Origin of the sequence: Streptomyces sp. NBC_00190, from assembly GCF_036203305.1 — a bacterium.
In the GTDB taxonomy this organism is placed as follows: domain Bacteria; phylum Actinomycetota; class Actinomycetes; order Streptomycetales; family Streptomycetaceae; genus Streptomyces.
This window is the reverse complement of the sequence record NZ_CP108131.1, coordinates 1,155,548-1,180,445: the sequence shown is the minus strand read 5'-3', so window position 1 is coordinate 1,180,445 and position 24,898 is coordinate 1,155,548. Positions and strand designations below refer to the sequence as shown.

Here is a 24,898-nt window from a genome sequence, read left to right as displayed (position 1 = left end):
CGCCTCAAACGCCGGCGGGGCCGGTTTGGGGGCTCCGCCCCAGACCCCGCGCCTCAAACGACGGCGGGACCGGATGTCGGGCTCCGCCACCCGTCTCAAACTCCCCCCACAGCTACGAGAATCGGAGAGCCACCCGTGACAGCCACCGTGCCCTCGCCCGACGTGCTCCGTGCGCCGCTCGTCGTCGAGTTCCCCTTCACCCGGTCCCTCGGGCCCGTGCAGTCCGCGTTCCTCACCGGGTTGCGCGAAGGGCTCGTGCTCGGCGTGAAGACCTCCGACGGGACCGTAATGGTGCCGCCCGTCGAGTACGACCCCCGCACCGCCGAGGAGATCCGCGAACTCGTCGAGGTCGGCGCCACCGGCACCGTCACCACCTGGGCCTGGAACGGCCTGCCCCGCCCGAACCAGCCCCTCGACACGCCGTTCGCCTGGGTCCTGGTCACGCTCGACGGCGCCGACACCGCCCTCCTGCACGCCCTCGACGCCCCCGGTCCCGAATCCGTGCGCACCGGGATGCGGGTGCGCGTGCGGTGGGCCGCCGAGCGCACCGGGGCGATCACCGACATCGCCTGCTTCGAGCCGTACGAGGGCCCCGCCGGCCCTGGAGCCGCCCCGCACGCCGGGGTCTTCGCGGAGCCCGTCACCGGCATCGTCGCCCCGGCCCGCCTGGACTACACGTACAGCCCCGGCCGCGCCCAGACCGCCTACATCAGCGGCCTCTCCGAGCAGAAGACCATCGGCGAGCGCTGCCCCTCCTGCCACAAGGTGTACGTCCCGCCGCGCGGGGCCTGCCCCACCTGCGGGGTCGCCACCACCGACCAGGTCGAGGTCGGACCGGCCGGCACCGTCACCACGTACTGCATCGTCAACATCAAGGCCCGCGGCCTCGACATCGAAGTCCCCTACGTCTACGCCCACATCGCCCTCGACGGCGCCGGCCTCGCCCTCCACGGCCGGATCGGCGGCATCCCGTACGACCAGGTCCGCATGGGCCTGCGCGTCGAACCCGTGTGGACCGAAGGCGGCCGCTACCCCGACCACTACCGCCCCACCGGCGAGCCGGACGCGGACTACGACGCGTACAAGGAGCTCATCTGATGCCCAGGACGAGCAGGCACGCACGCGACGTGGCCGTCGTCGCCTTCGCGCAGAGCGACCACCTGCGCCGCACCGACGAACTCAGCGAAGTCGAGATGGTCATGCCGGTCCTCCACCAGGTGCTGGCCCGGACCGGCCTGAAGGCCGGCGAGATCGGCTTCACCTGCTCCGGCTCCAGCGACTACCTGGCCGGCCGGGCCTTCTCCTTCACCATGACCCTCGACGGTGTCGGGGCCTGGCCGCCGATTTCCGAGTCGCACGTCGAGATGGACGGCGCCTGGGCCCTCTACGAAGCCTGGGTCAAGATCCAGACCGGCGAGGCCGACACCGCGCTCGTCTACTCGTACGGCAAGTCCTCGCCGGGGCCGGTACGGGACGTCCTGACCCGGCAGCTCGACCCGTACTACCTCGCCCCGCTCTGGCCCGACTCGGTGGCCCTGGCCGCCCTCCAGGCCCAGGCCCTGATCGACGCGGGCGAGACCGACGAGCCCTCCTTGGCGGCCATCGGCGCCCGCAGCCGGGCCGCCGCCGAGGCCAACCCGCACGCCCAGCTGAGGGGCCCGGTGCCCCAGGGCGACTACCAGGTCCGCCCGCTGCACACCGGCGACTGCCCGCCCATCGGCGACGGCGCGGCGGCCGTGATCCTCGCCGCCGGGGACACCGCCCGGCGGCTGTGCGAGCGCCCCGCCTGGATCACCGGCATCGACCACCGCATCGAGGCCCACGGCCTGGGCCTGCGCGACCTCACCGACTCCCCGTCCACCCGGACCGCCGCCGAGCGCGCCGGGGTGTTCGACGCCCCGGTGGACACGGCGGAACTGCACGCGCCGTTCTCCTCGCAGGAGGTCGTGCTCCGCAAGGTCCTCGGGCTCGGCGACGGCGTCGCCGTCAACCCCTCCGGCGGTGCGCTCGCCGCCAACCCGGTCATGGCCGCGGGCCTGATCCGGATCGGTGAGGCGGCCGCCCGCATCCACCGCGGCGAGTCCGACCGCGCCGTCGCGCACGCCACCTCCGGCCCCTGCCTCCAGCAGAACCTGGTCGCCGTCCTGGAAGGGGACCCCGCATGAGCACGTCGGGCAAGGAACCCGTAGCCGTCGTCGGCATCGGCCAGACCAAGCACGTCGCCGCCCGGCACGACGTCTCCATCGCCGGCCTCGTCCGGGAGGCCGCCCTGCGCGCCCTCGCGGACGCCGGGCTGAGCTGGACGGACATCGACGCGGTCGTCATCGGCAAGGCCCCCGACTTCTTCGAGGGCGTGATGATGCCGGAGCTGTACCTGGCGGACGCGCTCGGCGCCGTCGGCAAGCCCATGCTGCGCGTGCACACGGCCGGTTCGGTGGGCGGGTCCACGGCGCTCGTCGCCGCCAACCTCGTCGCGGCCCGCGTCCACCGGACGGTCCTCACCCTCGCCTTCGAGAAGCAGTCCGAGTCCAACGCCATGTGGGGCCTCTCGCTCCCCGTCCCCTTCCAGCAGCCCCTGCTGGCGGGCGCGGGCGGATTCTTCGCCCCGCACGTGCGCGCGTACATGCGGCGCACCGGCGCCCCCGACACGGTCGGCTCGCTGGTGGCGTACAAGGACCGGCGCAACGCGCTGAAGAACCCCTACGCGCACCTGCACGAGCACGACATCACCCTGGAGAAGGTCCAGGCCTCGCCGATGCTGTGGGACCCGATCCGCTACTCCGAGACCTGCCCCTCCTCGGACGGCGCCTGCGCGATGATCCTCACCGACCGGGAGGGCGCGGCCCGCTCGCCGAAGCCCGCGGCCTGGGTGCACGGCGGGGCCATGCGCAGCGAGCCGACCCTCTTCGCGGGCAAGGACTTCGTCTCCCCGCAGGCCGGCAAGGACTGCGCGGCCGACGTCTACCGCCAGGCGGGGATCACCGACCCGCGCCGGGAGATCGACGCGGTCGAGATGTACGTGCCGTTCTCCTGGTACGAGCCGATGTGGCTGGAGAACCTCGGCTTCGCGGCGGAGGGCGAGGGCTGGAAGCTCACCGAGGCCGGGGTCACCGAACTCGACGGTGACCTTCCGGTCAACCCGTCGGGGGGTGTCCTGTCCACCAACCCGATCGGCGCCTCCGGCATGATCCGCTTCGCGGAGGCGGCCCTCCAGGTCCGCGGCCAGGCCGGGGAACACCAGGTTCCGGACGCCCGCCGGGCCCTGGGGCACGCGTACGGTGGCGGCGCGCAGTTCTTCTCCATGTGGCTGGTGGGGGCCGAGCCGCCCGAGTCCTGAACGAAAGACGGCCCCCCGACGGGGACGGGCGGGGGGCCGGACCGGCCACGGGTGACTCACCGTGCCCTGTGCGGCACCCGCCGCGATGGTTAACCTTGCCCCCGGACGACGTACCGGGAGGAGCACGCACGTGGCCGAGAGCATGACTTCACAACCCCTCGCTGGCTGGGGCAAGCCGGACCTCGATCTCACCGAGGCGCAGTGGCAGTCGAGCAGCCGGGGAGCGGGAGACGTCCAGATCGCCTTCGTCGAGGGCTTCATCGCGATGCGCAACAGCGAGCGCCCCGAAAGCCCATCGCTGATCTTCGCGCCGGACGAGTGGCGCAGGTTCGTACTGGACGCGCGGGGCGGCGAGTTCGACCTGACCTAGCCTCCCCCGCCGTGACCGCGCGCGGCGCACCACCGGGGGCGCGGAGCCGTCGGCCCGATGGTGCGCCGGCCGGGCTCCGGCTGTCGCCCGCCGCGAGCGCGGGAGTCCGCCGGGCCGAGCACGGCCGGATCCACCGGCTGGAGGAACTGCCGGGCCGCTAGCGGGACTTCCTGGACCGCCCCGGAAGCCGGCTGCGGCTGACCGCAGCGATCTGCCCCGACGGCCACCGCGCACTGCCGCCCGAAGCGCGGCGCGCACCGGGCCGCGTACTGTGCCTGCTGGACGCGGAGTTCCGCCGCCGTACCCTCCCCGACCCCGTGCCGTACGCCGGGCACCGGGGCCGGGGCTCCGTCCCGTCGGCCCGGTGGTACCGCCGCCTCTCCGAGGACGACACCCGTGGATAGGGTGACGGCATGAGCGGAGAGAGCGACCTGCGGAAGCTGCTGAGCGGGATGCGGCCCGAACTGAACGAGGGCCGGTACGTGTTCTGCACCGTCCCCGGCACCACCGTCCCCGCGGGCACCGCACCCGTCGCCACCGTCCTGGAGCCCGAGGGCCTCACCCTGGTCCTGCGCCAGGAGGACGCCGACGCGGCCGGCCTGGCCTACGACTACACGGCCGGCTGGATCACCCTGCGGATCCACTCCGCCCTCGACGCCGTCGGGCTCACCGCCGCCTTCGCGGCCGAACTCGGCGCACACGGTCTGAGCTGCAACGTCATCGCCGGCTACCACCACGACCACCTCTTCGTGGCCGCCGACCGGGCCGCGGAGGCCGTCGCCGTCCTGGAGCAACTCGCCGGTCGCTCCGCAGACGTTCGCCCGTAGCTCAAGCAGGGGGCCCCGGGCGGGGCCGGGGCAGAGTGATCCCATGGACCACGACTCCAGGCTCACCCGCTTCCAGAGCGAGGCATCGGCATTCGAGAAGGCCGTCCGCGGGGCGCTCGACCCCGGCGGGCCGGCGCCACTGGTCCCCTCGTGCCCCGGCTGGTCGGTCTGCGACCTCGTGGGACACCTGGGGGGAGTGCACCGCTACCTCAGCCACGTCCTGCGGGAACGCCTGACCGAGGCACCCGACCCCACGGACCTCTCCCTGTACGGTCTGCCCGCCGACCCGGAGGCACTGGCCGCCTGGCCGATGCCCGGCCGTGCCCCGAGCCCGGGCCCCGCGCCCGAGGGGCTGACGGACTGGTTCGCGCAGGGCGCGCGGGAGCTGGAGGCGCTCCTGCGCGAGCTCGGGCCGGACGCGGCGGTCTGGACCTGGTCGGCCGAACAGAGCTCGGGTTTCTGGCTGCGGATGCAGACGATCGAGCTGGCCCTCCACCGCTGGGACGCGCAGTCCGTGAAAGGCGCCCCGGCCCCGCTCGATCCGGACCTGGCGGCGGACGCCGTGGCCCAGACCTTCGAGGTCATGGCTCCGGCACGGCGCTCCTGGCAGGGCGCACCGGCCGGTGCGGGGGAGCGGTACCGCTTCCGGCGTACGGACGGCCCGGAATCCTGGACCGTCCTCTTCGACGGCGACGAGGTCCTGCCGACGCCCGACGACACCGCCCCGGCGGACGTCGAGGCAGCCGGGACCGCCTCGGACCTCGCCCTGTTCCTCTGGCGCCGGCTGCCCGCCGCCGGCCTGCGGGTCACCGGCGACGCCACCCTGTTGGCGCACTACTTCACCCTGGTCCCGCCGGTCTGACGGGCCTGACCGGCGGGCGGCCCGGCCAGGTCGGGGATGCGGGCCCCCGGGCCGGAAAACCCGTGCGGCCACGTACCATGGCGGCATGTCCTTCCTCCGCCGCCACCGCGCCGCCACCCCCGCCGGCCCGGACTTCGACGTCCTGGCCATGGACCCGGGGGACTGGCCGGGCAATCTCGGGGCCGGGCTGCTGCCCGCGCCCGACGGCAGCTGCCAGGGTGTCTTCCTCCGCTACGACCTGTTCGGCGGACGCGGCCCCGCGATGATCATCGGCAACCTCCCGGAGGGCTCTCCCGCCCGGGACCTCGCCGACGGCCAGGTCCCCTTCGAGGTCGCCCAGCTCCTCGACGCCCTGGAGAACGACGAGGACGTCGAGGTCACCGGCGTCGAGGACTGCCCCGTCATGCAGGGCGACAACCTCCTCATCGTCCGGAAGATCAAGCTGTCGGAGTCCCGCATCTCCTGCGTCCAGTTCGACCGCAGCGACAACGTGCTGGTCACCATCGCCAGCTGGGACCGCCCGATCACCGACGACCTCTACGCCCTCCTGAAGCCGCTCCCCGCCGAGCTCTTCCAGCAGGGCTGATCCACAGGAATCACGCGTCCGCGATGTCGGTCGCCGCCACGTAGCCGAACGTCATCGCGGGGCCGATCGTCGATCCGGCCCCCGCGTAGCTGTGGCCCATCACCGCCGCGCTCGCGTTCCCCGCCGCGTACAGGCCCCGGATCACCGAGCCGTCCGCCCGCAGCGCCCGGGCCCGCGCGTCCGTCACGATGCCGCCCTTCGTGCCCAGGTCGCCCGGCACGATCTTGAAGGCGTAGAACGGCGGCGCCCAGACGGGTGCCAGGCAGGAGTTCGGAGTCACCCCCGGGTCCGTGTAGTAGTGGTCGTACGCCGTGTCGCCCCGGTGGAAGTCGGGATCGGTCCCGTTCCACGCCTGCGCGTTGAACCGGTTCAAGGTCGCCCGCAGCGCCGCCGCCGGGACCCCGATCTGCCCGGCCAGCGCGTCCCAGGTCCACGCCCTCTTCGCCGCGCCCGCCTCGTACCACGAGTCGGGGAAGACGATCATCGGCAGGACGTCCTTGAACAGGTACTTGTTGCGGTAGTTCTGGTCCACGATCAGCCACGCCGGGATGTGCGAACCGGTCGCGCCCCGGTCCTTCTCGTACATCACGTGCACCACGTCGCTGTAGGGGGCGGCCTCGTTGACGAACCGCGCGCCGTTCCCGTTCACGATCAGCCCGCCCGGCAGGGTCCGTTCGGCGAGGCAGAAGTAGGGCTCCCCGGGCAGCGGGATCGACGGGCCCCACCAGGCGTCCTCCATCAGGGCGAGCGCCGCCCCGGCCCGCTGCCCCGCCAGGATCCCGTCGCCCGTGTTCTCCTTCGCCCCCACCGACCACTGGGTGCCGATCGGCTGCTGCTGGTACTGCGCCCGCATCGACGCGTTGTGCTCGAAGCCGCCCGAGCCGATGACCACGCCGCGCCGGGTCCGTACGGTGCCCCGTACGCCCTCCTTCTCCACGACCACCCCGGTCACCGCGCCGCCCTCCTGGACCAGGTCGACCAGCGGGCTGTTCAGCCACACCGGCACCCCCGCCCGCTGCAGCCCGGCGCGCAGCCCGGCCGCCAGGGCCTGGCCCATCGTCAGCGGCTTCTGCCCCAGCAGCGCCGCCTTCGTGCCGCGAGCCAGGCACTCCGTGGACACCGCGAGGCCCTTGGCGTTCACGGCCGCCAGGTTCAGCCACTTGTAGTCCTGGCTGAAGACCACCATCCCGGCGGGGACCGGCATGTACGCCGGGTTCAGCCGGGCCAGTTCGGCACCGAGGATGTTCCCGTCGATCTGGTCGGGCTCGATGGAGCGGCCGTTCGGCAGCCCGCCCGGCAGGTTGGGGTAGTAGTCGCTGTACCCCTCCATGAAGCGGAACCTGAGCGGGCTGTTGGCCATCACGAAGTCCAGCATCCGCGGCCCGTTGGCGAGGAAGGCGGCCTGCCGGTCCGCCGGCACCTCGGGCCCGACGACCGCGGAGAGGTACGCCGCCGCCTTCTGCGGGGTGTCCGGCACCCCGGCGCCCAGGATCACCGAGTTGTTGGGCAGCCAGATCCCGGCCCCCGAGCGCGCGGCGGACCCGCCGAAGGTGGGCGCCTTCTCCACCACCAGAACGCTCAGCCCCCGCTTGGCGGCCGTGAGCGCGGCGGTCATCCCGGAGGCCCCGGCACCGACCACGACGACGTCGTACTCGCCGAGCGGTGGCCCCTCTTGGGCACCGGCGCCGACGGCCCGTGCGGCGGCGGACGGCAGCACGGTGGCGGTGAGCACCCCGGCGCCCGTCCCGGCGAGGACGGTACGTCTGGACGGGAGGCCGTCGGGGGAGGTGCGCGAAGCGCTTGCGGACATGGGCAGGCTCCAGCGGTGTGGGGAGGAAGGGAACGGCTCCAGCATGTCTGATGCTGAGTCAGAAAAGGTGTTCGGGGGATCATGTGATGTCAAGGGCTCCGGCGCCGCCGCCCGCACGCCTCCTCCAGTACGCCACCGTCACCGCGCCCAGCAGCGGGCCCCACAGCACCAGCGGGGTGTAGCAGACGTAGAACCACACCGCGCTCCAGCCACCCGCCTCGCTGGGGAAGTCGTCGGGCAGCGGATCGCCCTGGACGGTGGTCCCGGCCACCTGGGTCACCGCCGCCAGGACGGTCCAGAGGACGGTCAGCGCGAAGGCGCCGAGCGCGGCCGGGACGCAGGCGGCGGCCACCGGGATCCGCCGGCCGCCGAGGACCGGGATCCAGCGGGGCACGACCTCTCCCCAGGCGGCGACCAGCCCGACGGCGGTGAAGGCCAGCAGCTCGGAGAGGACCGAGAGGACGACGACGTACACGTCGAGCGGCAGCCAGTGCGGCAGCCGCCCGCTGTCCGCCGCGGAATGGTCGACGAAGAGGAGGCCCAGCCGCCAGATGCCGGACGGCAGGACGGTGAAGGGGATGGCGTACGCGGCGATCCGCGCCCAGCGCGGAACTCCTGCCACGGGGGTGTGCGCGGCCCTCCAGGCGGCGCGCACGCGGCCGCCCGACGGTCTCGTCCCGGCATGCACGGACATGGCTACCTCCGGAGTGGCGGGCAGCGGTTGCCCGGTCTGATCCGAAGATCGCAGCCGCGCGGTGCGCGCGGATCGCCCGCCGGGCGGATCCGCTTCCGCCGTGCGGGGGAGGCGGATCCGCCTCGCGGCGTACGCGCCCGGGTGTGCGCCCGCGTACGTGCCGACGTACGCACTTGCGTACGAGCGAAGTCCCGCGGCGGTGGGGGCCGCGGGACTTCGCGTAAGGGGGACGCGGGACGCGTCAGCGGGTGCCGACCGCCGCGCGGATCGCTCCGCGCGCCATTCCGGCGTCGTCGTGCAGCCGGCGCAGCAACAGCCGCTGCTCCTCTCCGGACGACAGGGCGCCGGCCATCAGGGGCTGGGCCGGAGCGGTCGCCAGCATCGAGCGCTGGACCGCCGTCTCCGACATCCGGATCTCCCGGGTCAGCACCAGCATCAGATTGACCAGGAACGCGTCCCGCGCCGCCGGACCGGCCGACTGCGCGAGCCGGCTGATCTGGCTGCGCGCCGCCGGGGCGTCGCCCAGCACCGTCCACAGGGTGGCCAGGTCGTAGCCCGGCAGGTACCAGCCCGCGTGCTCCCAGTCCAGGAGCACCGGCCCGGCCGGGGACAGCAGCAGGTTCGACAGGAGCGCGTCACCGTGGTTGAACTGCAGGGACGTGCCCGACAGCTTGACGCCGTGCAGCAGTTTCTGCAGGTCACCGAGGTCCCGGTCGGTCAGCAGGCCCAGCTCGTAGTCGCGGGCGATCCGCCGCGCGTAGTTCAGCGGGGTCCCGAACAGATCGGCCGGCGGACGCCACTGGTTGACCCGGCACACCGCGCCCAGGGCCGTCCGTACGTCGACCCGCGGCGGGGCCTCCACGGGATGCCGCTGCAGCGCCGCGACCCGGCCCGCCATCCGCTCGACGATCAGTACGCAGTTCTCCGGGTCGGCGGCGATCAGCCGCGGCACGCGGACCGGCGGGCGGTGTCGGACGAACGTCCGATATGCTCCTATTTCGTGCCGGTACCGCTCACGCCACTCGGGCGAGTGGTCCAGTAAAACCTTCGCGACGGCGGTCATCCGTCCGGTGGTGCCCACCAGGAGGACCGACCGGCCGCTGCGCCGCAGCACCTGGACCGGCGCGAACTCCGGACAGATCCGCTGCACCGAGGCGAGCGCGGTGCGCAGTTGCGCCCCCTGCGGCCCCGAGAGGTCGATTCTTCCGCTGAGCGGCTGAGATCCGGCTCCCGGCATCCGCCGCGCTCGTACGGCGCCCTGCGCCGGAATGGCGGGACGGCCGGGTTCGAGGTAGGAGCCGCCGCCCGCCGGGAGCGTGCGGTGCGGCCGGACCGGGGCGGACACGGAGGACGTTGCTGCGTACATGGCGTTACGGATCCCTTCGTGCGCCGACGATTTGCGTACGCCGCCCCGCCGGATCCCGTACTTCACCCTGGGGAGCTCCGCCGGTGAACCGGGGCGGGGAGGCGCATTCCAACCAGACACCCGGGCGTGGGTGGCGCATCATCGAGCGTGCCCTGGCGAAGCCTGGCGAATAGTCGCCGGGCATCTGACGGCGGGCTAATGTCAACTCAGCCGAGAACCTGGGGGCTTGACGTGAGCAAAGGTCCGAACACCCGCTTGAACGACCTGTTCGGCCTGGCCGGCTGGTCGAAAGGCGAACTCGCGAGGATGGTCAATCGGCAGGCGGCGGCCATGGGCCACCCCCAGCTGGCCACCGACACCTCGCGGGTACGGCGCTGGATCGACATGGGGGAGTCCCCGCGCGAACCGGTGCCCACGGTACTGGCAGCACTGTTCACCGAGCGGCTCGGTCGTGTCGTGACCATCGAGGACCTCGGGTTCGTACGGCAGCGGCGCACCAGCAGAAGGCAGCCGGACGGGGGTCAGGAGAACCCCGACGGAATGCCATGGGCGCCCGAACGCACAGCCGCGGTCCTCACCGAATTCACGGGAATGGACCTCATGCTCAACCGTCGCGGTCTGATGGGCGCGGGCGCCGTGCTCACCGCCGGCTCCGCCCTCACCAACGCCATGCACGACTGGCTCCACACCGACCCCGCCCTCGCCAAGGAGACGCAGCGCTTCGGGGGCTCTTTCCAGGCCGACCCCGCGGGCTACGACCGCTACGAGGCCGCGCCCATCGGCTCCCAGGAGATCGAGGCACTGGAACGCTCCGTCGAGGTGTTCCGCGCCTGGGACGCCTCCAGAGGAGGTGGCCTCCAGCGCAAGGCGGTCGTCGGCCAGCTCAACGAGGTGGGCGGGATGCTCGCCTACCACCACCCCGACCACCTCCAGCGGCGGCTATGGGGGGTGGCGGCCAACCTCGCCGTGCTCGCCGGCTGGATGTCCCACGACGTGGGCCTCGAACCCACGGCGCAGAAGTACTTCGTCATCGCCGCGCACGCCGCGCGCGAGGGCGGCGACCGGCCGCGCGCTGGCGAGGCGCTGTCCCGGGCCGCGCGCCAGATGGTCCACCTCGGCAAGCCGAACGAAGCCCTCGACCTGATGAAGCTGGCCCAGTCGGGCTCCGGCGAGCAGACCCTGCCGCGCACCCGCGCCATGCTGCACACCATCGAGGCCTGGGCGCAGGCCGCCATGGGCAAGGGCCAGGCCATGCGCCGCACCCTGGGCGAGGCGGAGGAGCTGTTCGTCTCCGACAAGGGCGACGTACCGCCGCCGAGCTGGATGCAGCACTTCGACGAGGCGGACCTGCACGGCATGCAGGCGCTGGCGTACCGTACGCTCGCCGACCACGACGCCACGGCTGCGCCGATCGCCGCGCGCCACGCCAAGGAGGCCCTGCGGCTGCGCGGCGACGGCTACCAGCGCTCGCAGATCTTCGACTACATCTCGATGGCCTCGGCCTGCTTCATCGCCGACGATCCCGAACAGGCCGACCGCTACGCCCGGCTGGCCCTGGTGTCGATCAACGAGACCTCCTCGCACCGGACATGGGACCGGCTGCGCGAGATGTACCGGCTCACCGGCCAGTACGCGGGGTACGCGCGCATCGAGGACCTGCGCGAGGAGATCGAGCTGGCCCTGCCTGACATCCCGGCACCGCGCAGCCCGCGCGGTACGGAGGTGTAGTGGCCGGAGGCGAAAGGAGACGAGAAAGGCCGCGCCTTCCGGCGCGGCCCTGAAGCCTTACGGCTGTTCCCGCGGCTGTTCCCGCTCAGGAGCCGACCCGGGCCACCAGCACGCAGGCGTCGTCCTCGCGCTCGCTCTCGCCGAACTCCTCGATCACCATCCGCACACAGTCCTGTGCCGACCGCGCCGCCGAGAACCGGGGCGCGAGCGCCAGCAGCCGCTCGGCTCCGTCGGCCCGGCTGAACTCGATGCTGCGCGGCGTCAGCCCGTCCGTGTGCAGGACGAGTACGTCGCCGACCTCCAGTCGCTCCTCGGCCTGCCCGTACGAGGCTCCGGAGGTGGCGCCGAGGAGGACGCCCTCCGGCGGTGCCAGGGAGCGGCCGGAGCCGTGGCGGAAGAGCAGGGGGGCGGGGTGTCCGGCCTGCGCCCAGGAGAGCGCGCGGCGCACGGGATCGTACCGGCAGCACACGGCCGAGCCGAGCGCGGGCTGTACGGAGGTCTCCAGGAGCTGGTTCAGCCAGCCCATCAGGGGGCCGGGCTCGATGCCGGCCATGGCCATGCCGCGCAGGGCGCCGAGCATCATCGCCATCCCGGAGGTCGCGGTGACCCCGTGCCCGGTCAGGTCGCCGACGGTCAGCATCGAGCGTCCGTCGGGGAGTTCGAGGGCGTCGTACCAGTCGCCGCCGATCAGTGCGCGGGTCGCCGACGGCAGGTAGTGCGCGGCCACGTCGAGCGAGCCCGAGCTGCTGTACGGGAACCGCAGGGAGCCGCGCCACGGGGGGAGCACGGCTTCCTGCAGCTCGACCGCCAGCCGGTGCTCGGTCTGCGCGATCTCCCGCTGGCGCTGCAGCGAGTCCCGTGACTCGCGCACCGCCCGCTGGCTCCGGCGCAGTTCACTCACGTCCCGCAGCACGGCCCACATGGATGCCGTGCAGCCGTCGGAGTCGAGTACCGGCTCGGCTCTCATCTGCAAGGTCCGGACCCTCCCGTCGGCCCGGACGATGCGGAACTCACCGTCGATCGGTTTGCCGTCCACCAGGCAGGCGGTGACCCACGCGGTGAGCAGCGGCTGGTCCTCGGAGAAGAGGGTGGAGCCCAGTTCGTCGAGCGGGAGCGCGCCCGACTCGGGGGACCGGCCGAAGATCTGGAACAGCTCGTCGGACCAACTGACCTCGTCCGTCAGCAGGTTCCACTCGGCGCTGCCGACGCGGGTCTGCGCCTCGGGCCCGGCTTCGGGGGCCGCCGAGGGGAATTCGACGGTGTCGGGCGCGGGCGGCAGGCCCTCCTTGAGCTGGCCCAGGTGCTCGCGAAGGTCGTCGAGGTGGTGGACGGCGAGATCACACAGCGCGCGCTGCCAGCGGCCCTGGGCGTCGTCGTCGTCGACGACGGTGTCGCGGCGGACCGCGTCCACTTCACCCCGAAGGCGCCGGGTCTGCGAGATCAGTGCGTCCACCGACCCCGGCTCGGGTGGTTGCGCGGGACGGTCCGCGAACAAGTGGGACGGCATGAGAACTCCGATACAGGCGCGGCACGGCCAAGTCTGGAGGAAGAACCGGTTACGACTGTGGCACAGGCCGCGACGGCCTGTAAGGAGTTTGGCAACATCCGTTAAGGACTTGCATGTGGCATATGCCAAGGGCCTTCCGGTATCGCTTCGCCTGTACGAATACTTCCGGCCACCCGCTGTGGGGGCGGCGTTGGGCGGAGGTTGGCACCGGGAGATCTCCGCAGCCGGGTGCCCGGCCGCCTGGTGGACGTGCTGGACCGCGCCGGCCGAGGGGGCCCCGGAGTCGTCCACCCGTGGCTTGAATCCTGCTGCTCCGCGGCGGTTCGTCGTGTGTACGCGCGAGGTGTGCGAGCGGTCCGGGCCGTGGGGCACCGGTCACCCCTCCGGTGCGGTACCCCTCGAACGAAGGACCCCGCTCTGCGCTTCCGCTTCCCAGCCCGCGCGGCGATCGCTACCCTACGTGTCGGTAACGAGCCGGGGGAGGTCCGCACACGGGCCCGTGCAGGGGTGGGGACACAGCATCATGACCGGGCGGAGCCGCCGTACCTTCCTCACGTACCTCGTCGCGGCGCCGACGCTGGCCCTCGTCACCCGGGCCGGGGCCGACGCCCTCGCCCCGCAGCCCGCCCACGCCGTGGTGCCGAGCCTGCCCGCCATCGCCGACGTCATCGACCTCGGAGACCTGTTCATCCTGGCGGGCGCGCCCACCTCCGCCCTGCTGGCGCTCGCCGTCGAGGCGGACGGGACCATCCGCTTCCGGCTGCCGCGCGAGGAGGTGGGCCAGGGCCTCACCACCGCCGTGGCCATGCTGGTCGCGGAGGAACTCGACGCGCCGCTGGCCGCCGTACGCGTGGAACTGGACGACGCGCGGCCCGAGCTGGTCTTCAACCAGCTCACCGGCTCCTCCAACTCCATCCGCTCCCTCTACGGGCCGGTCCGGCAGTGCGCCGCCACCGCCCGGGCCCGCCTCGTGGCGGCCGCCGCCCGCCGCTGGGGCCTCTCCGCGGCCACGCTGACCACCGCGAACGGAGCGGTCCGCGCCCCCGACGGCCGGACCGCCGACTACGGCTCCCTCGCCACGGCCGCCGCCGACCCGGGCCTGGTCGTCCCCGGCGCCACCCCGAAGAAGACCGCGCAGCACACCCTCGTGGGGCGGCCGACCAGCCGGGTCGACGCCCGCGCCATGGTCACCGGCGCCCAGCGGTACACCCTCGACCTCGACGTGCCCGGCGCCAAGCCCTGTGTGGTGCGCCGCCCGCCCACCCTCGGCGGCAGCGTGAAGTCCGTCGCCAACACCGCCGCCGTCCAGGCCATGCCCGGGGTCCTGCACGTGGTGACCGTCCCGACCGGGGTCGCCGTCGTCGCCGAGACCTTCGGTCAGGCCCTGAACGCCAAGGCCGCCCTCCAGGTCACCTGGGGCCCCGGCCCCGCCGACGCGCTGTCCGACACGCAGATCCGTACGAAGCTGCGCGCCGCGACCCCGCCGCTGCTGGTGCCGCCGCTGCTGACGCCGTACGTGGACGCCGAGTTCGACTTCGCGTTCGTCAGTCACGCGCCGATGGAGACCAACTCCGCCGTCGCCGACGTGACCGAGGACCGCGCCGAGATCTGGTCCGGCCTCAAGTCCCCCATCGTGGCCCGCGAGACCATCGCCGCCGACCTCGGCCTGCCCCTGGACAAGGTGAAGGTGCACGTGGTCCAGGCCGGCGGATCCTTCGGCCGGCGGCTCTTCTTCGACGCCGCCCTGGAGGCCGCCCGGATCTCCAAGGCCTGCCGCCGCCCGGTCAAGCTGATGTGGACCCGTGTGGACGACACCCGGCACGGCCGGATGCGCCCCGCCACCCACCACAAGATCCGGGCCACCCACCTGCTGGGCGAGGTGCTCAGCTTCGAGCACCGGGTCGCCGCCGCCGAGACCGACTTCCGGCACGGGCTCGGCGAGATCATCACCGCCACGGCGGCGAGCCTGCCGCTCGGCATCGGCAACGCGACACTGGCCCAGACCCTCTTCCTCACCACGGTGAAGTCCCCGTACCACTTCGGTCTCACCACGCAGGCCCTCACCGAGGTGCCGACCGGCATCCCCACCGGCTCCTGGCGCTCGGTCTACTCGGCCAACACCCGCGGGGCCGAGGAGATCGTGGTCGACGAACTGGCCGCGGCGACCGGCAAGGACCCGTACCGCTTCCGCCGCACCTTCCTGAAGACCGGCGCCCAGCGCGCCGTGCTCGACAAGGCGGCGACGGAAGGACGGTGGGGGCGGCCGATGCCCGCGGGATGCGCGCAGGGCATCGCCTTCCACGAGGAGTACAAGTCCCGCACCGCCTGCCTCGTCGAGATCGACACCCGCGACCCGGAGCACGTCCGCGTGACCAAGGCGGTCATCGCCGTGGACGTGGGCCTGCCCGTGAACCCGCGCGGCCTGGAGGCCCAGATGATCGGCGGCCTCACCGACGCCATCTCCACCACCCTGCGCGCCGGCCTGCACCTGGACAAGGGACTACCGCTGGAGGGCAGTTACAGCCAGTTCCACTGGGCGAAGCAGCGCGACACCCCGCGCGAGGTACAGGTCCACGTCCTGCCGGCCACCGGGGAGGAGCCGGGCGGCGCGGGCGAGCTGGGGGTCCCCGCGGCGGTCGGCGCGATCGCCAACGCCTGGGCGCGGGCGACCGGTTCCAAGCCGCGCAGCTTCCCCCTCGACTTCGACGTCGACTTCACCCCCTACCCCCGTTGAGCCCCGCAGGCCCACAGATCCCCGCAGCCACGAACCAGGAGTACGCCGTGCCCTCCCACACCTTCACCGTCAACGGGCGGAGCGTCACCGTGGACGCGCCCGACGACCTGCCCCTGCTGTGGGTGCTCCGCGACATGCTCGGGGTCAACGGCCCCAAGTACGGCTGCGGCGTGGACGTCTGCAAGGCCTGCACCAGTCATCTCGACGGCACCGACATCCGGCCGTGCGTGGTGCCCGTCTCCGCCTGCGCGGGGAAGTCGGTGACCACCATCGAGGGGCTGGCGAACGGGGACGAGCTGCACCCGGTGCAGGAGGCCTGGCTCGAACAGGACGTCGCCCAGTGCGGCTTCTGCCAGCCAGGCCAGATCATGGCGGCCGTCGCACTGCTCAAGCGGAGCGCCGAGCCGACGGACGAGGACATCGACGCCATCGCCAACATCTGCCGGTGCGGGACGTACTTCCGCATCCGGGAGGCCATCCGCAGCGCGGCCGCCAGGATGTGAGCGGCGGCGGACCCCGGTGCTTCCCCCGTACCGGGCGCTTAGCGCCCCCGCCGGGATCCGGCCGCTCGTCACAGCGTATGCGGGTGGAGAGCCCTCCGCAGGGTGCGCTGTGCCCAGTGACGGTCCGAGACGGGTATCACTGCGCACAGTGTGCGGCGGATGGTTGAATGCGGCCGTGCCCCGGTCCGACGACATCCTCAAGGTCCACAGGCTCGCCCACGCCGGAGGCTCGGCCGCGCTGCTGGGGTGGCTCGCCGCCCGCCTGGGCGGGTGGGCCGGTGTGGTGGACGCCGACGGGCAGGGGCCGGGGCCCGAGTCCGCCGTGCGGGGCGCCGCCGAGATGAGCGCCCGCGGCGTACGGTCGGCCGTCCTGCACCACGGCGGCTCCGCCACGCTGCTGTTCGCGCTGGACGGCGGGCGCGCGCTGGCCGCCGTACTGGAGCAGCCGCAGCACCCCGGCGCGGCCACGCTGCTCGCGGACGCCGCCGTACCGCTGGCCCTCGTACTGCGCGCCGAGGAGGCCGCGCGGCGGGAGGAGCGGGCCCAGCTCGCCGAGTCGCGGGCCCGGGAGGCGGTGCTGCACCTGCTGATGAACGGGCGGCTCTCCGTCGCCCACCAGATCGCCGAGACGCTGGGGTCCTCGCTGCCCGAGCCGATGCGCATGTACGTCGTGGAATGCCGGACCGGTCGGCGCGGTGAAGTGGCCCGGCGGTGCGAGGAGCTGACGGGCGGCCGGGCCTGGATCGTGCGCTGCCCGGCGTACGTGCGCCACCTCATCCTCCTCGTCCCGGCGGACCTGGCGGCGGCCTCGGCCGACCACGACTCCCTGGCCGTGGCGCTGGTGGAGGTGGCCCCGGACTGCGCGGTCGGGGTCAGCGGGGAACTGGGCCTGCGCGAGGCCCCGGCCGCCTACACCCAGGCCTTCCACGCCCTGGCCGTCGCCCGCGGCCGGAGCGAACGGCACGCCCGCTTCGGGCCGGGCCCCGAACTGGCGCTCGCCGCCCACGGAGCGGGGGCAGGCTGGGCCGAGGCCCTGCTGGCTCCCCTGCACACGCACGAGCCCCGGCGCCCCCAGGACCCCGGGGCACAGGAGCTGCGGGCCACCGCTCACGCCTGGCTGAACTTCACCTCGCACGCGACCAGGCTGCTGAAGATCCATCGCAACACCCTCGCCGCCCGGCTCCGCCTGGTCGAGACGCTGCTCGGCCTGGACCTCGCACGGCTCGCGGACCAGGCGGCGCTCTCGCTGGCGCTGCGGCTGACCTCGGGCGGTCCGGGGGGCGGGGGGCAGGGCGCGGGCGCGGCGCTTGCCCCGGACCTCGACGAGGTGCTGCGCGATCCACGCCTGACCGCGTGGGCCCGTTCCCATCTGGGCCCGCTGACCGGACCGGACGCTCCGTCCGGCGCCCGCGAGACCGTCCGCGTCTGGCTGGCGCACGACGCCCAACTCGTCCCGGCCGCCGGGGCGCTGGGCATTTCCGTGCCGGGCGCCCGCAAGCGGCTGTCCCGCGTGGAGGCAGTTCTGGAACGCTCCCTCCTCCAGTCCCCGAGCGCCCGCCACGACCTGTGGCTGGCGCACCGGGCGGAGGAGCTCGCCGGGTGACACAGGCGGCAAAAGGGAAGACCGGCGCAAAACGTCGACGATCATTCCTCCATGAGGCGCATCAATGCGAAACGCGTACTGGTCGGTGAACCCCTCGACACCGCGCGCCTGGGGGAAACCCTGCTGCCCAAACGGCTCGCCCTGCCGATCTTCTGCAGCGACCCGCTCTCCTCAGTGGCCTATGCCACCGAGGAGATCCTGCTGATCCTCGCCCTCGGCGGCGTCGCGCTGCTCCACCTCACGTGGTACGCGGCCGCCGCCATCGTCTTCCTCCTCGTGGTGGTCGTCGCCTCCTACCGGCAGACCTGCCACGCCTACCCCGGAGGCGGCGGCGCCTACGTCGTCAGCTCCGAGAACCTCGGCCAGACCGCCGCCCTGACCGCCGCCAGCGCCCTGCTCGTCGACTACGTGATGACCGTCGCCGTCTCCGTGGTGTCGGGCGTCGACGCGATCACCTCGGCCATCCCGGCGCTGAGCGGCCACGCGGTAGTCCTGTCGGTGGGGTTCGTGGTGCTGCTGACCCTGATGAACCTGCGCGGTGTGCGCGAATCGGGGCGCGTCTTCGCCATCCCCACCTACGGCTTCGTGCTCGTCATCTACCTCATGTTCGCCTGGGCCGCCGTCCGCATGGCGACCGGCGACACCATCCGCGCGGAATCCGCCGACCTGCCGATCACCGCGGTCGGCACCTACACGGGGATCGCGCTCGTCTTCCTCGCGATGCGCGCCTTCGCCTCCGGCTGCACCGCCCTGACCGGCGTCGAGGCGATCAGCAACGGTGTCCCCGCCTTCCGGAAGCCCAAGGCCGGGAACGCGGCGACCACCCTCGCCGCGATGGGCGTGCTCTCGGTGACCATGTTCATGGGCATCACCGTGCTCGCCATGACGTACCAGGTGCACGTCGCGGCCGACCCCACCGAGCTGGGCCTGCCCCCCGGCACCCCGACCTCCACCGCCCTCGCCCAGATCGGCCGGGCCACCTTCGGCAGCTGGCACTTCCTCTTCTACCTGCTCCAGGCCGTCACCGCCGGCGTACTGATCCTCGCCGCGAACACCGCCTTCAACGGCTTCCCGATGCTCGCCTCGATCCTGGCCAGGGACCGGTACGCGCCGCGCCAGCTCTTCAACCGGGGCGACCGGCTCGTCTACTCCAACGGCGTGGTGCTCCTCGCGCTCACCGCCATCGCCTTGATCGTCGCGTTCGACGCCGAACTGACCCGCCTCATCCAGCTCTACATCATCGGCGTCTTCGTCTCCTTCACCCTCTCCCAGGCGGGCATGGTCCGGCACTGGCGCAGAGAACTCGCCTCGCCCGCCACTGCGAGCGAGGAGCGGGTGCACATCCACCGCCGGCTCGCCATCAACGCGGTCGGCGCCGCCCTGACCGCCCTGGTCCTGGTCATCGTCCTGACCACCAAGTTCACGCACGGCGCCTGGCTGGTCGTCATCGCCATGCCGCTGCTCTTCCTCGGCATGAAGGGCGTACGCCGCCACTACGACCAGGTCGCCCGCGAAGTCGCCATCGCCCCCGGCGCGAAGCCGCGCAAGCCCGCCCGCCACCACGTACTGGTCCTGGTCGCCTCCGTGCAGGCCCCGACCCTGAAGGCGCTCGGCTACGCCCAGGGCCTGCGCCCCGACACGCTGACGGCGGTCACGGTCGCGGCGGACGAGGAGGAGGCGGGCCGGCTGCGCGCGGCGTGGGCCGAACACGCTCCGGGCCTCCCGCTGAAGATCCTCCACTCGCCGTACCGCGAGGTGGTCCGCCCGATCCTGGCCCACGTCGAGGAGCTGGTGGCGGACGGCCCGGCCGACATGCTGTCCGTGGTGATCCCGGAGTACGTGGTCGGCCACTGGTGGGAGCAGCCCCTGCACAACCAGAACGCGCTGCGGCTGAAAGCGCGGCTGCTGTTCACCTCGGGTGTCGCGGTGATCGACGTGCCGTACCTGCTGCAGTCGGCGAAGCCCGCGGACACCCCGCTCGCCCCGGTCACGCCGAAATGACCGGTACTCCGCGGGCGCGCTACCGTCGCCACCGTGGCGGAACTCATAGGTGTGATCGAGCGGTTGTGGCGGTACCCGGTCAAGTCGACCGGTGGCGAACGGCTGCGCAGCGCGGAGGTCGACCGGCGTGGCCTGGTGGGCGACCGGCTGTACGCGGTACGGGGCGCGGACGGCAAGTTCGGCTCGGGCAAGAACACCCGCCGCTTCCGGCGCATGGACGGGCTGCTGCACCTGAGCTCCCGCTATCCGGAAGGCGACCGGAGGCCGCAACAGCCGCAGGAACGGCAGGAACGGCAGGAACCGCGGCAACCGGAGCTGATCGACCCTCATGGACGCAGGGTGGCCGATCCCACGGCCTACCTCCGCGCGTACCTCGGCCGCGACGATGTGGAGCTGGCCCGCGAGGGCGGGATCTCACACTTCGACCAACTGCCGCTCAGTGTCCTGACCACGGCCACCCTCGACTGGATCCGCCAGGAGGTACCGGACGTACCGATCGACGAACGCCGCTTCCGGCCGAACATCCTCCTGCGCACCCCGCCCGGTACCCCGCCGTTCGTCGAGGACGGGTGGATCGGACACCAGGCCCGCACGGGAGACACCCTTCGCATCGAGTTCCTGCGCTCCAGCGAGCGGTGTGTGATGACCAACCAGGCCCAGCGGGACCTCCCACACTCGTCACGGATCCTGAAGGCCATCGCCGCGGCCCACGACAACCGGCTCGACGCGCTCGCCGGCGTCATCGCACCGGGCACCGCCCGTGCAGGGGATCCCGTACTGCTCGCCTAGGGCTCACTTCGGGTCCACGCGGCCACGGGGTGCCTGTGGTGCCGGGGTCCGCTGGACCACCGCCGCGTGGGCGAGCGCCAGCTCCACCAGCTGCCGCGGGTCCGACAGGGAGCGCCCCGTCAGCTGCTCCACGCGGCGCAGCCGGTTGGAGACGGTGTTGCGGTGGCAGTACAGCCGCTGCGCGGCGAACGTCGTCGAGCCCTGACAGGCCAGCCAGGTGCCCAGGGTGGTCAGCAGCAGCCGGCGGTCCTCCGCGGGCAGGGCCAGCACCGGCCCCAGCACCACCTGCCGCAGCCGCCCGGCGAGTTCGGCCTGGCCCGCGACCAGCGCCCCCGGCAGTCCTTCGTCCAGCAGGGCGGTGCGCGGGCCACCGGTCTCCGGGGCGGTACGCAGCGCGAGGACGGCCAGCCGGTACGCCCGGGCGAGATCGGCCGGGGCCTCCACGACCGGGCTGACCCCGGCGCGGACCCCGAGCGGCGCGAGCAGTTCCCGTACGGACTCCAGCGGGTGGTGGCCCAGCTCCACCAGACCGGTCTCCGCCTCGGCACGGACCCGCCACAGCACGCGCAGGTCCCCGGCCCCCGCTCCGGGTCTTTCCCCCGCCCGGGCGGCAGTGTCCGGGGCCACCACGACCACTGCGAAGCGGCCGCTCTCCGGCAGCCCCAGCTGCGCCGCGGCCTCCGGGGCAGCGGGAGCCGCGGGGGTGGCCGCGCCGTCGAGCAGGGAGTCGAGCAGGGCCGCGCGGCGCTCCCGGTCACGGTCGGTGCGGGCGGCCTCCGTACGCCGGTAGGACTCGGACGCGGCGTCCGTCATCTGGTCCAGTACGTCCCACAGCGCGGTCGCGCCCGGCACGAGGCGGGGCAGCGCCGCCCGGTCGTGCGAGGCCACGGCCTCGGTGAGGGCCGCCCAGAGCAGCCGCCCGCCGCTGCGGTAGCTGCGCAGCAGCGGGGAGAGCGGCATTCCCAGCTCGGCCCGGAGCGTGCCGGCGGCCCGGGCGTCGGCGAGCTCCACCGGCAGGCCCCGGGAGCTGCGGACCAGGCCCTCGACGGCCTGGCGGAGGTCGTGGTGGATCCGCTCGCGCAGCGCGGCCCGGCCGAGCGGGGCGGCGTACGCGGGATCCTCGGCCAGCGTCCGGTCGGCGAGCCGGTCCGCCGCCAGGGCGAGCCGGCGTGCCAGGTCCTCGCGTATCTCCTCGATGATCCGCTCCATGACGCGCAGCCTGACACGGGGGAGGGGGCGGTGGGGAGGGCCAGGACCGGGCGCATCCGTATGCGTGTACGCATCCGCTACCGTGAGCGGAGCACTGCGCTTGCAGTGCTCACCGGTCTCCGGGGCGGCTCGCCAGGACCCGCACCCGCCGTACCGCCCGCCGCTCACGACCCGCCGCCCACGGCCACCGACGAACCCGAGGGACCGCTCATGCGCCAGAATCCGCAGCGCCGCGCCGCACTGCTCGACGCCGCCATCGAAGTCCTGGCACGCGAGGGTTCCCGCGGCCTGACGCTGCGCGCGGTGGACGCCGAGGCGGGCGTGCCGACGGGCACCGCCTCGAACTACTTCGCCAACCGGGCCCAGCTGCTCGTGCAGATCCTCCACCGCACCCGGGAGCGGCTGGTCCCGGACCCCGCCGACCTGGTCGGCCCGCTGGACACCAAGGTGCTGCTCGGTCAGCTCCTGGACCGGATGCGGCGCGAGCGCAGCGTGCACATCGCGATGCTGGAGCTGCGGCTGGAGGGCACCCGGCGCCCCGAACTCCAGGCGGAGCTGGCAGGGTTCCAGCGCGCCGAGCTGGAGGCGAACGTCAGCTGGCACCTGGAGTCGGGCCTGCCGGGGGACCGGCAGGGGGTGGTGCTGCTCTACCTCGCGATGCTGGGTCTGATCGTGGACGACCTGACCGTGCCGACGCTGCTGGAGGCCTACCCGGTGGAGACGCTCATCGAGAAGATGGCCGAGCGCCTCCTCCCGGAGCGGCCCGCGGACTGACCTTCCCGCGGACTGACCGGCCTGCCGCACGCCGCACGCCGGGTCGGCAGGGTCGGCCGGATCAGCCGGCGAAGTCGCGGATCACCTGGCGGGCCAGCGCGGCGCGGGCCGGAGCCAGTTCGGCGCTCACCTCGTCCTGCCGGGATCCGTCGCAGACGACCTGCTGCGCAAGGCGCCGCCGGACGGACGCGATCCGGCCGGATTCCGGGTCCGGCGCGCCTGGGTCCACGTTCCAGTCGCAGGCCTCGCACCATTCGACGTAGCGTTCGTCACGGGGTACCGCGGCCCCGCACTCCGGGCACTCCCGGGCCGGTGGCGCCGCCACCCCGATGCCGGTCTCCATGATTCCGTCCCCGCCGCGGTCCCCCTGGATCCGCGGTCGGGGCGGCATACGTGCCGGTTCCCCGCCTGCCGCAGCCGGGCCGAGGTGCGGTGATCTTATGCTCAGGTTTACGCGAGTCAGCTGGTTTTGCGGCTGGTGAGGGACTTTGATGGGTTTGCCAGGCCTCGTACCGGAGCAGGGGGACCACCCATGGGCACCGAGCAACACAGCCAGAAGGACAGCACACCCACCCTGATCGGTTCCGTGCAGCGCGCGCTGCGCCTGCTGGAGGCGATGTACGCGGAAGGCGGGGTGACGGCCAAGCGGCTCGCCCGGCTCACCGGCATCCCGCTGCCCACCGTCTACCACTTGCTGCGCACCCTGAGCCATGAGGGCTATGTGCAGCGCGAGGGCGGCTCGTTCCGGCTGGCTGACGATCTTCCGCTCGCTTCGTGATCAAAAGTGGACGGGTTCCGGCCAAGCTCTCGCGCCCGTCCGTGCATGTTCCAGCGGAAAATGCCAGAACGCCCTTTCGGGGTGTGAAAGTTGAGTAAGTTCCCTCCTGTCGCGCCGTACGACCGTGCACTCCGCACGTCCGGCCGGGAGGGGAGCCCGCGTGCCCGGGATCGACGAATGCCTGCTCGAAGCCATGGCCCTGCCTGGTGCGCGGGGGGCCGCGCTGGTCGACTGGAGCAGCGGACTGGCCCTCGGCACCGCCGGGGACTCGCCCGTGGGCGATCACGAGACCACCGCCGCCGAGACCGCCGAGCTGGCCCGGGCGGCCGCCGAGTACGAGTCCTTCGCCCCGGCGGAGGCCGAACGGATATCCGGTGACGGGTCCGGCATACCGCCCGCCGGCCCGCCCGTCGAGGACCTGATCGTCACCACCCGCACCGGCTACCACGTGCTGCGCTTCGTCGAGACGAGCTTCGACAGCAGTGTCTTCCTGCACCTGTGGCTCGATCGCACCGACGGCAATCTCGCCCTGGCACGCCACAGGCTACGCGCCCTCGCCGAGGGGCTGGTGCTCAGATGACCATCCCGGTCACCACTGCGGGCGTCGCCGTCTCCCCCCTCCTCACCCGGCTCGCCGCCGAGCGCGCCACCGGCGCGTTGTTACGTGACCGGGGCACCCTCTTCCTGGAGAACGGCCGCATCGTGCACGCCGAGAGCCCGGCCACTCCCGGCCTCGACGTACTGCTCACCACCGGAGGCGGCCTCGCCCCCGAGCGCTGGCGCGAGGCCGTGGACCGGGCCGGCGCCCGCCGCCAGGTCGCCCGCTTCCTCGTGGACAGCGGCGGTCTCGCGGGCGGGGAGCTGGAGATCTGCCACCTCGCCGCCATCTTCGACGCCGCCTTCTTCGCGCTCTCCCCGGGCAGCGGGCCCTCCCGCTTCCGCCGCGGAGCCACCCACTGGATCGGCTCGGTCCGCTCCGTCCCGGCCGCCGCCGTGGAGCGCGAGACCCGGCGCCGCCGGGAACTGCTCGACGCGGTCTGGCCGTACCCCCTGCTGGACACCTCACCGGTCGTGCCGAGACAGGCCCTCCCCGGCCAGACGATCACAGCCCGGCAGCGGATGCTGCTGCACCAGGCGGACGGTGTGCGCACCCCGGCGGACCTCGCGTGGGTACTCGGCCGACCCGCCTTCCACACACTGCTCGACGTACGGCGCCTCGCGGCGGCCGGACTGGTCGAGACCCCGCACGCACCGGCCCCGCCGCCGGTCGTGGACCCCCTGCCCGACTGGATGACCCAGGCCCAACCCCCGGACGTGGCGCTGCTCCGCCGGTTACGCGACGCACTGGAGGCAAGCCTGTGAGGCTCCCGCTGCGACCGGCCCTGCGCGCCGACCGCTCCGAGCGGAGGCAGCCCGAAAG

24 protein-coding genes are annotated in these 24,898 nt (G+C 73.1%); 18 read left to right on the top strand and 6 right to left on the bottom strand.

All coding sequences use genetic code 11. The features are described from left to right. Positions 1–135: 135 nt before the first annotated feature. The 8 genes from OG429_RS05930 to OG429_RS05895 all read left to right on the top strand — a co-directional run bounded on the left by OG429_RS05930 (position 136) and on the right by OG429_RS05895 (position 5,982). Positions 136–1,098: a Zn-ribbon domain-containing OB-fold protein gene (locus OG429_RS05930; protein ID WP_328924225.1), complete on the top strand. Its 963-nt coding sequence runs from the start codon at positions 136–138 to the stop codon at positions 1,096–1,098. After that, positions 1,098–2,165, top strand: coding sequence for a thiolase domain-containing protein (locus tag OG429_RS05925; RefSeq protein WP_328924224.1), 1,068 nt, complete (start codon positions 1,098–1,100; stop codon positions 2,163–2,165). Before OG429_RS05930 ends, OG429_RS05925 begins: the two co-directional genes overlap by 1 nt. Then, a complete protein-coding gene (locus OG429_RS05920; protein ID WP_328924223.1) occupies positions 2,162–3,337 on the top strand; it encodes a thiolase domain-containing protein in 1,176 nt (391 codons plus the stop codon). The genes OG429_RS05925 and OG429_RS05920 overlap by 4 nt, the downstream gene beginning before the upstream one ends. 142 nt (positions 3,338–3,479) lie before the next feature. Then, a complete protein-coding gene (locus OG429_RS05915) occupies positions 3,480–3,707 on the top strand; it encodes a DUF397 domain-containing protein (protein ID WP_405681472.1) in 228 nt (75 codons plus the stop codon). Between the two features lie 11 nt (positions 3,708–3,718). Next, positions 3,719–3,868 (top strand): hypothetical protein, encoded by a 150-nt coding sequence (locus tag OG429_RS05910; protein WP_328924221.1) that lies wholly within the window; start codon positions 3,719–3,721, stop codon positions 3,866–3,868. A gap of 252 nt (positions 3,869–4,120) precedes the next feature. Continuing rightward, positions 4,121–4,534: an ACT domain-containing protein gene (locus tag OG429_RS05905; protein ID WP_328924220.1), complete on the top strand. Its 414-nt coding sequence runs from the start codon at positions 4,121–4,123 to the stop codon at positions 4,532–4,534. Between the two features lie 43 nt (positions 4,535–4,577). Next, positions 4,578–5,396: a maleylpyruvate isomerase family mycothiol-dependent enzyme gene (locus tag OG429_RS05900; protein ID WP_328924219.1), complete on the top strand. Its 819-nt coding sequence runs from the start codon at positions 4,578–4,580 to the stop codon at positions 5,394–5,396. A gap of 85 nt (positions 5,397–5,481) precedes the next feature. After that, positions 5,482–5,982, top strand: a complete 501-nt coding sequence (locus OG429_RS05895; protein WP_030960903.1) for a hypothetical protein — start codon at positions 5,482–5,484, stop codon at positions 5,980–5,982. 10 nt (positions 5,983–5,992) lie between these two features. Here OG429_RS05895 and kstD read toward each other — a convergent pair whose 3' ends face one another. The 3 genes from kstD to OG429_RS05880 form a co-directional block, all read right to left on the bottom strand. Further along, a complete protein-coding gene (gene kstD, locus OG429_RS05890; protein ID WP_328924218.1) occupies positions 5,993–7,792 on the bottom strand; it encodes a 3-oxosteroid 1-dehydrogenase in 1,800 nt (599 codons plus the stop codon). Positions 7,793–7,871: 79 nt separating this feature from the next. Then, entirely contained in the window at positions 7,872–8,486 is a 615-nt protein-coding gene (locus tag OG429_RS05885) for a hypothetical protein (RefSeq protein ID WP_328924217.1), read from the bottom strand. A gap of 241 nt (positions 8,487–8,727) precedes the next feature. Continuing rightward, entirely contained in the window at positions 8,728–9,852 is a 1,125-nt protein-coding gene (locus tag OG429_RS05880; RefSeq protein ID WP_328924216.1) for an aminoglycoside phosphotransferase family protein, read from the bottom strand. Between the two features lie 231 nt (positions 9,853–10,083). Here OG429_RS05880 and OG429_RS05875 point away from each other — a divergent pair, with 231 nt between their 5' ends. Then, the gene (locus OG429_RS05875; protein ID WP_328924215.1) at positions 10,084–11,580 is read left to right on the top strand and encodes a DNA-binding protein NsdB; all 1,497 of its coding nucleotides are present in this window, start codon (positions 10,084–10,086) and stop codon (positions 11,578–11,580) included. Positions 11,581–11,665: 85 nt separating this feature from the next. On the opposite strand, the gene OG429_RS05870 is transcribed toward OG429_RS05875, so the two are convergent. Continuing rightward, the gene (locus tag OG429_RS05870) at positions 11,666–13,087 is read right to left on the bottom strand and encodes a PP2C family protein-serine/threonine phosphatase (protein ID WP_328924214.1); all 1,422 of its coding nucleotides are present in this window, start codon (positions 13,085–13,087) and stop codon (positions 11,666–11,668) included. A gap of 523 nt (positions 13,088–13,610) precedes the next feature. On the opposite strand from OG429_RS05870, the gene OG429_RS05865 reads away from it, so the two are divergent. From OG429_RS05865 to OG429_RS05845, 5 genes are all read left to right on the top strand, one after another. Continuing rightward, positions 13,611–15,821, top strand: a complete 2,211-nt coding sequence (locus OG429_RS05865) for a xanthine dehydrogenase family protein molybdopterin-binding subunit (RefSeq protein ID WP_328924213.1) — start codon at positions 13,611–13,613, stop codon at positions 15,819–15,821. A 47-nt stretch (positions 15,822–15,868) separates the two neighbouring features. Continuing rightward, positions 15,869–16,324, top strand: coding sequence for a (2Fe-2S)-binding protein (locus OG429_RS05860; protein ID WP_328924212.1), 456 nt, complete (start codon positions 15,869–15,871; stop codon positions 16,322–16,324). A gap of 175 nt (positions 16,325–16,499) precedes the next feature. Next, positions 16,500–17,927, top strand: a complete 1,428-nt coding sequence (locus OG429_RS05855; RefSeq protein ID WP_328924211.1) for a PucR family transcriptional regulator — start codon at positions 16,500–16,502, stop codon at positions 17,925–17,927. Between the two features lie 51 nt (positions 17,928–17,978). Further along, positions 17,979–19,928, top strand: coding sequence for an APC family permease (locus tag OG429_RS05850; RefSeq protein WP_328924210.1), 1,950 nt, complete (start codon positions 17,979–17,981; stop codon positions 19,926–19,928). Between the two features lie 33 nt (positions 19,929–19,961). Beyond that, the gene (locus OG429_RS05845) at positions 19,962–20,717 is read left to right on the top strand and encodes an MOSC domain-containing protein (protein ID WP_328924209.1); all 756 of its coding nucleotides are present in this window, start codon (positions 19,962–19,964) and stop codon (positions 20,715–20,717) included. Positions 20,718–20,720: 3 nt separating this feature from the next. Here OG429_RS05845 and OG429_RS05840 read toward each other — a convergent pair whose 3' ends face one another. Continuing rightward, positions 20,721–21,926 carry a PucR family transcriptional regulator gene (locus OG429_RS05840; protein ID WP_328924208.1) on the bottom strand — a complete coding sequence of 402 codons (1,206 nt, stop codon included), beginning with the start codon at positions 21,924–21,926 and terminating at the stop codon, positions 20,721–20,723. A 210-nt stretch (positions 21,927–22,136) separates the two neighbouring features. On the opposite strand from OG429_RS05840, the gene OG429_RS05835 reads away from it, so the two are divergent. Further along, positions 22,137–22,700 carry a TetR/AcrR family transcriptional regulator gene (locus OG429_RS05835; RefSeq protein WP_328924207.1) on the top strand — a complete coding sequence of 188 codons (564 nt, stop codon included), beginning with the start codon at positions 22,137–22,139 and terminating at the stop codon, positions 22,698–22,700. A 61-nt stretch (positions 22,701–22,761) separates the two neighbouring features. Here OG429_RS05835 and OG429_RS05830 read toward each other — a convergent pair whose 3' ends face one another. Continuing rightward, complete coding sequence (locus OG429_RS05830; protein WP_328924206.1) at positions 22,762–23,043, bottom strand: hypothetical protein; 282 nt, start codon at positions 23,041–23,043, stop codon at positions 22,762–22,764. Positions 23,044–23,232: 189 nt separating this feature from the next. Between OG429_RS05830 and OG429_RS05825 the strand changes: the two genes are divergently transcribed. The 3 genes from OG429_RS05825 to OG429_RS05815 all read left to right on the top strand — a co-directional run bounded on the left by OG429_RS05825 (position 23,233) and on the right by OG429_RS05815 (position 24,840). Then, entirely contained in the window at positions 23,233–23,478 is a 246-nt protein-coding gene (locus OG429_RS05825; RefSeq protein WP_405680419.1) for a helix-turn-helix domain-containing protein, read from the top strand. A gap of 160 nt (positions 23,479–23,638) precedes the next feature. Next, complete coding sequence (locus tag OG429_RS05820; RefSeq protein WP_328924205.1) at positions 23,639–24,058, top strand: hypothetical protein; 420 nt, start codon at positions 23,639–23,641, stop codon at positions 24,056–24,058. Then, on the top strand, positions 24,055–24,840 hold the full coding sequence (locus tag OG429_RS05815) for a transcriptional regulator (RefSeq protein ID WP_328924204.1): 786 nt from the start codon (positions 24,055–24,057) through the stop codon (positions 24,838–24,840). Before OG429_RS05820 ends, OG429_RS05815 begins: the two co-directional genes overlap by 4 nt. Positions 24,841–24,898: the final 58 nt, after the last annotated feature.

Bases quoted from the DNA above. Each gene is read 5' to 3' on its own strand.
- OG429_RS05925 (WP_328924224.1), top strand. From the start codon at position 1,098: ATGCCCAGGACGAGCAGGCACGCACGCGACGTGGCCGTCGTCGCCTTC.
- OG429_RS05920 (WP_328924223.1), top strand. From the start codon at position 2,162: ATGAGCACGTCGGGCAAGGAACCCGTAGCCGTCGTCGGCATCGGCCAG.
- OG429_RS05915 (WP_405681472.1), top strand. From the start codon at position 3,480: ATGACTTCACAACCCCTCGCTGGCTGGGGCAAGCCGGACCTCGATCTC.
- OG429_RS05905 (WP_328924220.1), top strand. From the start codon at position 4,121: ATGAGCGGAGAGAGCGACCTGCGGAAGCTGCTGAGCGGGATGCGGCCC.
- OG429_RS05900 (WP_328924219.1), top strand. From the start codon at position 4,578: ATGGACCACGACTCCAGGCTCACCCGCTTCCAGAGCGAGGCATCGGCA.
- OG429_RS05895 (WP_030960903.1), top strand. From the start codon at position 5,482: ATGTCCTTCCTCCGCCGCCACCGCGCCGCCACCCCCGCCGGCCCGGAC.
- kstD (WP_328924218.1), bottom strand. From the start codon at position 7,792: ATGTCCGCAAGCGCTTCGCGCACCTCCCCCGACGGCCTCCCGTCCAGA.
- OG429_RS05885 (WP_328924217.1), bottom strand. From the start codon at position 8,486: ATGTCCGTGCATGCCGGGACGAGACCGTCGGGCGGCCGCGTGCGCGCC.
- OG429_RS05880 (WP_328924216.1), bottom strand. From the start codon at position 9,852: ATGTACGCAGCAACGTCCTCCGTGTCCGCCCCGGTCCGGCCGCACCGC.
- OG429_RS05870 (WP_328924214.1), bottom strand. From the start codon at position 13,087: ATGCCGTCCCACTTGTTCGCGGACCGTCCCGCGCAACCACCCGAGCCG.
- OG429_RS05865 (WP_328924213.1), top strand. From the start codon at position 13,611: ATGACCGGGCGGAGCCGCCGTACCTTCCTCACGTACCTCGTCGCGGCG.
- OG429_RS05850 (WP_328924210.1), top strand. From the start codon at position 17,979: ATGAGGCGCATCAATGCGAAACGCGTACTGGTCGGTGAACCCCTCGAC.
- OG429_RS05840 (WP_328924208.1), bottom strand. From the start codon at position 21,926: ATGGAGCGGATCATCGAGGAGATACGCGAGGACCTGGCACGCCGGCTC.
- OG429_RS05835 (WP_328924207.1), top strand. From the start codon at position 22,137: ATGCGCCAGAATCCGCAGCGCCGCGCCGCACTGCTCGACGCCGCCATC.
- OG429_RS05830 (WP_328924206.1), bottom strand. From the start codon at position 23,043: ATGGAGACCGGCATCGGGGTGGCGGCGCCACCGGCCCGGGAGTGCCCG.
- OG429_RS05825 (WP_405680419.1), top strand. From the start codon at position 23,233: ATGGGCACCGAGCAACACAGCCAGAAGGACAGCACACCCACCCTGATC.
- OG429_RS05815 (WP_328924204.1), top strand. From the start codon at position 24,055: ATGACCATCCCGGTCACCACTGCGGGCGTCGCCGTCTCCCCCCTCCTC.